Source organism: Nocardioides sp. NPDC057772, assembly GCF_042798075.1.
Classification (GTDB): Bacteria; Actinomycetota; Actinomycetes; order Propionibacteriales; family Nocardioidaceae; genus Nocardioides.
In genome coordinates this window covers 1-7885 of sequence record NZ_JBHVKN010000232.1, presented here as the reverse complement: position 1 = coordinate 7885, position 7885 = coordinate 1, and the positions used below count along the sequence as shown (strand labels likewise).

Sequence of the window (7885 nt, the reverse complement as noted above, 5' to 3'; positions counted from 1 at the left end):
CGACGGGGTCGCCCACCGGTGTGGTCGACCCCGTCGAGGGTTCCTGTCAGAACAGGTTGTCCACCAGCGGCGTCGGGGAGCCGAAGCGGTGAGCGGTGACCGAGACGGCCTGCTCGTGCAGGAAGGTGAGCAGCTCGACGCGGCCGGCCTCGACGACGGGCTGCGCATAGAGGGCGATGTCGACGCGGCCCTGGCTCGCCTCGGCGAAGACCTCGCGCGACCCACCCAGGAGACGTACGCGGCTGGGCGCATGCGGACCGGAGAGGATCGACGCCCACGCGACCATGTCCTCGACGACATAGGTCACCCCGGTCGCCCGCACCAGCGAGGCGGTCTCGTCGTCGAGCGCCTCGGCGACGGACACCGTCACCGGAGCGCCGGCGGCGACACCGGCGGCGAGGACCCGCAGCAGGTGGGCGACGGGCCCACCCTCGTAGCGGATGGTGACCGGCACCGGCGAGTAGCGCAGCACGTTGACCTCGGCGGTCAGTCGCGAGACGTCCCGGGCGGCACCGAACTCGCGCTCCCAGACGACCGCGTCGGACCCGGCGCCACGCTTGAGCATGTCGATGTCGTCCAGCTTCAGCCTCGAGGCCCAGTCGACGAGCGACCGGACGGCAGGCGCCGGCGTCGCGAGCTCGGTGGCCGGAGTCGAGACCCAGTCGCTGAGGCCGACGAGGTAGTTGGGCCCGCCGGCCTTCGTCCCGGCGCCGACGGCCGACTTCTTCCAGCCACCGAACGGCTGGCGACGCACGATCGCGCCCGTGATGCCCCGGTTGACGTAGACGTTGCCCGCCTCCACCGACGACAGCCACTGCGAGATCTCGGCCCGGTCGAGACTGTGGATGCCCGCGGTCAGGCCGTAGTCGACCTCGTTCTGGATCTCGAGCGCCTCGTCGAGCGAGGAGGCCGAGATCAGGCCGAGGACCGGGCCGAAGTACTCGGTCAGGTGGAACTCCGAGCCACGCTTCACGCCGGTCTTCACACCCGGCGACCAGAGCCGGCCGGTGTCGTCGAGCTGGCGCGGCTTCACCAGCCACGACTCACCCGGCGCGAGCGTGGTCAGGGCCTTCAGCAGCTTGCCGGAGGCGGGCTCGATGATCGGACCCACCTGGACGGTCGGGTCGGTCGGGTAGCCGACCTTGAGCGAGGTCACCGCGTCGACCAGCTGGTCGCGGAAGCGGCGCGAGGTGGCGACCGAGCCGACCAGGATGCCGAGCGACGCCGCCGAGCACTTCTGTCCGGCGTGGCCGAAGGCCGAGTAGACGAGGTCCTTGACCGCCAGGTCGAGGTCGGCGTCGGGCGTGACCACCAGCGCGTTCTTGCCGGAGGTCTCGGCCAGCAGCGGCAGGTCCGAGCGGAACGAGCGGAAGAGCTCGGCGGTGTCGAACGCACCGGTGAGGATCAGCCGGTCCACCAGCGGCGAGGCGATCAGCGCACGGCCGACCTCGTTCTCCGGCACGTGCACCAGCCGCAGGACCTCCTTCGGCACCCCGGCGGCCCACAGCGTCTCGACCAGCACCGAGCCACAGCGCTGCGCCTGCGGGGCCGGCTTGATCACCACGGCCGACCCGGCAGCGAGAGCCGCGGCGACCCCACCGGTCGGGATGGCGAGCGGGAAGTTCCACGGCGGGGTGACCAGGGTGAGACGTACGGGCACCTGACGGGCGCCGTCCACGAGGTCGAGCTCCTCGGCCAGGCTCGCGTAGTAGTTGAGGAAGTCGATCGCCTCGGAGACCTCGGGGTCCCCCTGGTCGAGCGTCTTGCCACACTCGGACGCGGCGACCTCGAGCCACTCGGCGCGGCGCCGCTCGACCTCGACGGCAGCGGCACGCAGCACGGCGGCCCGCTCGGCACCGGTCTTGCGGCCCCAGTCGGCCTGGGCGCCGACGGCACCCTCGAGCACGGACTCCACGGCCTCGACCGAGGTCACGGTGTGGTCGGCGACGAGCTGATCACCCAGCGTCGAGGAGCCCACCCGGGCGATGATCGCCTGGCCCCACTCCCGGTTGCCGGGCAGGTGCGGGTCGGTGTCCGGGGTGTTCTCGAAGACCCCGGTCATCGGCGTGTCGTCGACGGGCTGGCGCCGGTCCTGGGTGCGGTTGGGCGCCGGGACCGAGTCGTCGACAGCCTCCAGCGAGCGCACGAACCGCTCCTTCTCGCGCTTGTAGAGCGCCTCGGAGGAGTTGAGGTCGAAGACGGCAGACATGAAGTTCTCGGTGCTGGCGCCCTCCTCGAGGCGGCGCACGAGATAGGCGATCGCGACGTCGAAGTCCTTCGGGTGCACGACCGGCACGTAGAGCAGCAGCCCGCCGACGGTCTCCCGGACCGCCTCGGCCTGGCCCTCGGCCATGCCCAGCAGCATCTCGAACTCGACCGAGTCACGAACCCCGCGCTGACCGGCCAGGATCCAGGCGTACGCCACGTCGAACAGGTTGTGGCCGGCGACGCCGAGGCGCACGTTGGCCATCCGCTCGGGCGTCAGCGCCCAGGACAGCACCCGCTTGTAGTTGGTGTCTGAGTCCTGCTTGGTCGACCAGGTCGCGACCGGCCAGCCGTGCAGCGATGCCTCGACGTGCTCCATCGGCAGGTTGGCACCCTTGACCAGGCGGACCTTGATCGGCGCGCCCCCACGCGCACGCCGAGCGGCCGACCACTCCTGGAGCCGCATCATCGCCGACATGGCGTCGGGCAGGTAGGCCTGGAGGACGATCCCGGCCTCCAGGTCGACCAGCTCGGGACGGTCGAGCAGCCGGGTGAAGACATCGATGGTCATGTCGAGGTCGCGGTACTCCTCCATGTCCAGGTTGATGAACTTCTTCGTCCCGGCGGCGGAGGAGTTCGCCGCGTAGGTGTAGAGCGGGAGGAGCCGCTCGACGACGTGCTCGACGGCCTCGTCATAGGCCCACACCGCGTGCGGCGCGACCGGCGAGGAGACCTTCACCGAGACGTAGTCGACGTCGTCACGCGCGAGCAGCTTGCGGATGCCGGCCAGACGGCGGTCGGCCTCCTTCTGGCCCAGGACGGCCTCGCCGAGGAGGTTGATGTTGAGCGAGACGCCGCGCTCGCGGATCCGCTCGATCTGCTTGCCGAGACGCGCGTCGGAGGCGTCGATCAGCAGGTGGCCCACCATCTGTCGCAGCGCGCGGCGCGCCACCGGGATCACGAACCACGGCGCGACCAGCGACAACAGCGCGCCGAGCTTCACGCCCAGCTTCAGGTGCCAGGGCAGGAACGAAGGTACGTTGCCGGCCAGCTCGCGGAGGCTGGCCGCGGCCACGCGTACGTCCTCGGGGCGGATCACCCGGTCGACGAACCCGACGGTGAAGTCGAGCCCGGCCGGGTCCTTGAGTACGTCGGCGAGGCGCTGGGCGGCCGGCGCGGTCGGCTTGGTCGAAGCCTCCGCCAGCCAGCCGCGGACGAGGTGGTCGACCTCGGCGATGAGCGCGTCATTGGTGGTCATAGTGCCGAGTATGCGACCAGAGTCACGTAAGATAAAGTGATGTTTCTTGGAGATTGTTCGTAAGAAATCCTGAAGGGTTGTCATGCTCGACGTCCGTCGTCTCCGACTCCTCGCCGAGCTCGCAGCGCGCGGGACGCTGGCCGAGGTCGCCGAGGCCCTCCACCAGAGCCCGTCGTCGGTCTCCCAGCAGCTCGGCCAGCTCGAGCGAGAGGTCGGTGTCCCCCTTCTCACCAAGGCGGGAAGACGGGTCCAGCTCACCGCCGCGGCCGAGGTGCTGGTCGAGCACACGACCGAGATCCTGGCCAGGCTTGAGGCGGCCGAGGCCGCGGTCACCGCGCTCGGCGACGAGACCGCCGGCACGGTGCGGGTCGCCGTCTTCCAGTCGGTGGCCCTCGCCTACATGCCGCAGGCGCTCGCCGACCTGACCCGGCGTCACCCGCGGCTGCGGGTCATGCTCTCCCAGCGCGCCCCCGAGCAGGCGCTCCACGACCTCGCGCTGCGCGAGCTCGACCTGGTGGTCGCCGAGCACTACCCCGACCACGGCGCACCGCACTTCGACGGCCTCGACCGGCAGCCACTCACCACCGACCGGCTCCGGCTGGCCCTCCCGCCTCGCGGCTCCGGGGCGATCTGGGACAACATCACCTCCCTCGCCGAGGCCGGTTGCGTCCCGTGGGCGATGGAGCCGCCGGGCACGGCGTCACGCCACTGGATCGAGGAGCAGTGCCGCCGTGCCGGCTTCGAGCCCGAGGTGCGCTACGAGACCGACGACGTCGAGGCCCACGTCGCGCTGGTCGAGTCCGGCAACGCGGTCGCGCTCCTCTCCGACCTGATGCGCGTGCGCCACCGGACGGCGGTGCGGCTCATCGACCTGCCGGGGTCGCCGCGGCGTACGGTCTTCACCGCCACCCGCACGGCGATCGCCGACTCACCGGGGATCATCGCGTGCCGCGCCGCGCTGGCCCGGGTGGTGCCGGCAGATCTCACGTTGCCGACCTGACGCCCGATCAGCCGAGGAGCTCCTCGAGCGGCTGGTCGTGGTCGATCGCCATTCCGTACGCCTTGGTGCGGGTGTCGATCATCGCCAGGACGGCCTCGGTGACGACCGAGGTCAGGTGCTCGGCGTCGGGGATGCCCTCACCGACGTGAACCCAGCGACGCACGGCACCGAAGACCATCCCGATCAGGCCGTAGATCAGCGGGTCGACGGCCTTCTTGTCGACCTCGGAGACCTCGACACCGGTCAGCTCGAACGCCGCGAGGATCAGCTCCTTGATCCGCTCCGCGATCCGGTCGAGGCCCTGCTGCAGCGGCCCGGTGCCGTTCGGCGCGGTGTCGACGTCGGCCACCTGGTGCAGGAGCGGGTGCTCGAGCGCCCAGTTGACGTAGGCCCCGACGGTGCGGGAGATGATCTGCCGGATCGATCCGGTCAGCTCCATCGCCGGGAAGAGCTTGGCCCACAGGCCGTCGAGGATGTCGGCCTGGATGGCGAGGTCGAGCTCGCGCCGGTCGGCGAAATGACGGTAGACCACGGAACGGGAGAGCCCGGCCGCCTGGCCGATCGCCTGCAGGCTGACGTTGACGCCCTCGGTCTCGATCAGACCGATCGCGGCGTCGACGATGCGCTTTCGTCGGTCATCGTTGTGACGCTTCCAGCGAACTGCCCTGCCATCCATGGTGGGACCATCGTAGTCCCACGTACTTCACGCCGGGTCTGGAACGCCTGTCACAGTAATCACAGACCCGGAATCACAGACCCGGCTCCGAAGGAGGATCAGCCGAACCGGATCACACCGTCGGCGACCGGCGCCCCGAGCGCCTTCATGTCCACGAGGTAGTTCTGCTTCGCGGCCCATGGCGCCCGGTCACCTGCCTTCGGCATCAGGTCCAGCGAGCGCTGGATGTAGCCGGAGGCAAGGTCCATGAACGGCCGCTCCTCGACGCTCGGGTCGCGCGAGACCGAGGCGACGTCGTAGCCGTTCTCCCCCATGAAGTCGAGCAGCCGGATCACGTAGTCGGTGACCAGGTCGGCCTTGAGCGTCCACGAGGCGTTGGTGTAACCGATCGTGTAGGCGAAGTTGGGCATCCCGGTGATCATCAGGCCCTTGTAGGCCATCTGGTCGGGCAGGTTGATCGGCTCGCCGTCGACCGTGTAGTCGATACCGCCGAAGAGCCGCAGGTTGAGCCCGGTGGCGGAGATGACGATGTCGGCCTCGAGCGTCTCGCCCGACTCGAGCTCGATGCCCTTCGGCACGAACGTCTTGATCCGGTCGGTCACCACCGCGGCGTAGCCCTCCCGGATCGACTTCATCATGTCGCCGTCGGGGACGAAGCAGATGCGCTGGTCCCACGGGTTGTAGGGCGGGTTGAAGTGCTTGTCGACGTACGCGATCGCCTCGTCCTTGGTCATGCCCGGACGGCCGCCGCGAGCGGTGAGCCCGTTGATCCACTGGTCGCGGATCACCTTCTTGACGACGCCGGGGGCACGGCGGGCGAGCTGGTAGGTGCCGACGGTGAGGACGATGTTCTCCCAGCGCACCGTCTCGTGGCCGACCTTCTCGCGCAGGCGCTTGAAGGGAAGCCTGCCGAGCAGCTTGAACGGCGCGGTGTTCAGCAGCGAGGCGATCGCGTCCTGGCCCGGTCGGGAGAGGATGTACGTCGGGGTGCGCTGCAGCATCGTCACCTTCTCGGCGCGGTCGCTGCCGGCGCCGGCCAGGTTGGGCAGCAGGGTGACCGCGGTGGCACCGGAGCCGATGATGACGACCTTCTTGCCGGCGTAGTCGAGGTCCTCGGGCCAGTGCTGCGGGTGCACGAAGGTGCCCTCGTAGTCGTCGAGGCCGGCGAACTCGGGCTGGTAGCCGTTGGCGTAGTCGTAATAGCCCGAGCAGTTCCACAGGAAACCGGCGGTGATCTCGGAGGTGCCGTCGGCGGTCTCGACAGAGACCGTCCACTGCTTGTCCTCGCTGCTCCACGCCGCGCCGGTCACCTTGTGGCCGTAGCGAATCAGTTTGTCGACGCCGTAGTCCTTCGCCGTCTGACGCAGGTAGTCGCGGATCTGGTGACCGTCGGCCAGCGCCTGTGCGCTCTCCCACGGACGCCACTTGAACGCGAACGTGAACATGTCGGAGTCGGAGCGGATGCCCGGGTAGCGGAACAGGTCCCAGGTGCCACCACTGGCATCACGCTGCTCGAGGATCGCAAGCGTCTTGCCGGGCAGGCGCTCACGGAGCTGTGCGGCCGCTCCGATGCCGGAGACGCCGGCACCGATGATCAGTACGTCGACATGCATGTGACTGAGGTTACCCGGAAGTATCTGATTGCGACACCCTGTCTCGCGAACTTTTGCAAGCAAATCAGGAGATCAGCGTTTGAGCAACGGCTCGGTAACACCAGAGCGCCCCGCTTCCAAGCGCTCACACCAGGTCACTACGCTGCCGTCTGCAGCTGTGGGGGCGGCGAAGCATCCACGGCGATTTCGGGGTCACTCACCCATCGCTTTCGGTGGCTGAGGCTGCATGCGGACCGCATGGTGCGGTCAGATGGTCTTCGAAAGGTTTTCCAGTGTTGAGTTTCGTACGCGCCGGCGCGGTTGTCGCGGGCGTCGCCCTCGCCGGGCTCGCAGCAGCCCCGGCTTTCGCCACCGGTGACCCGGCCGGCAACAACGGCACCGTCAAGGTGATCGAGCACGGCAACATCGACGATGTGCCGGAGAACCAGCCCCACGTCGGCTGCACCCTCGACATCGAGTGGTACGGCTTCGACGAGGGCAAGGACATCGTCTCGAAGATCGACTTCGAGCTGCACTCGCCCACCGACTCCGGTGAGCTCACCGTCGACGGCCCGAGCGAGGTCTTCGTGGGCGGCGACGCCGCGAGCGGCGCGGGCACCGACGACGGTCTGGACGGTCGCGAGACCTACACGCTGACCGCCACCGGCCTCGCCCACCCGAAGCAGGGCTTCCACGCGAAGGTCACCATCCACACCCCGGGCAGCATCGGCAACGACACCAAGACCAAGGTCTTCTGGTTCCAGAACTGCGCGGTCGAGGAGCCGACCCCGACGCCGACGCCCACCCCGACCGAGGAGCCGACCCCGTCGGAGGAGCCGACCGAGGAGCCCACCGAGGAGCCGACCGACGAGCCCACCGAGCCCGTCGTCCTCGAGGACGAGCCGACCGAGTCCGAGTCCGCCGTGCCGACCACGGAGTCCGACTCCGAGGTCCCGACCAACATCGACGCCGGTCTCGCCGGTGAGAGCGACTCCGCCGTTCCCGCGATGTGGCCGCTGCTGGCCATGCTCGCCGGTGCTGCCGCCGCCGGCACCGCGCTCGTCGTGGTCCTGCGTCGCCGCGCTGCTGCTCTGGTCAACAAGGACTGAGCCGAACCGCGCCACTGAGAACGGCGCGGCGTACGACCTTCGGGT

Annotated in this window: 5 protein-coding genes; 2 read left to right on the top strand and 3 right to left on the bottom strand. The window is 69.3% G+C overall.

Going from position 1 to position 7885, the window contains the following annotated elements:
• Positions 1 to 46: 46 nt before the first annotated feature.
• Positions 47 to 3463 (bottom strand): bifunctional proline dehydrogenase/L-glutamate gamma-semialdehyde dehydrogenase, encoded by a 3417-nt coding sequence (locus tag ACFVJS_RS24590; protein ID WP_378885936.1) that lies wholly within the window; start codon positions 3461 to 3463, stop codon positions 47 to 49.
• Positions 3464 to 3545: 82 nt separating this feature from the next.
• Between ACFVJS_RS24590 and ACFVJS_RS24585 the strand changes: the two genes are divergently transcribed.
• Positions 3546 to 4463 (top strand): LysR family transcriptional regulator, encoded by a 918-nt coding sequence (locus tag ACFVJS_RS24585; protein WP_378885935.1) that lies wholly within the window; start codon positions 3546 to 3548, stop codon positions 4461 to 4463.
• 7 nt (positions 4464 to 4470) lie between these two features.
• On the opposite strand, the gene ACFVJS_RS24580 is transcribed toward ACFVJS_RS24585, so the two are convergent.
• Complete coding sequence (locus ACFVJS_RS24580) at positions 4471 to 5139, bottom strand: TetR/AcrR family transcriptional regulator (protein ID WP_378885933.1); 669 nt, start codon at positions 5137 to 5139, stop codon at positions 4471 to 4473.
• 98 nt (positions 5140 to 5237) lie between these two features.
• On the bottom strand, positions 5238 to 6752 hold the full coding sequence (locus ACFVJS_RS24575; protein ID WP_378885931.1) for a flavin-containing monooxygenase: 1515 nt from the start codon (positions 6750 to 6752) through the stop codon (positions 5238 to 5240).
• A 275-nt stretch (positions 6753 to 7027) separates the two neighbouring features.
• Between ACFVJS_RS24575 and ACFVJS_RS24570 the strand changes: the two genes are divergently transcribed.
• Positions 7028 to 7840, top strand: a complete 813-nt coding sequence (locus ACFVJS_RS24570; protein ID WP_378885930.1) for a hypothetical protein — start codon at positions 7028 to 7030, stop codon at positions 7838 to 7840.
• Positions 7841 to 7885: the final 45 nt, after the last annotated feature.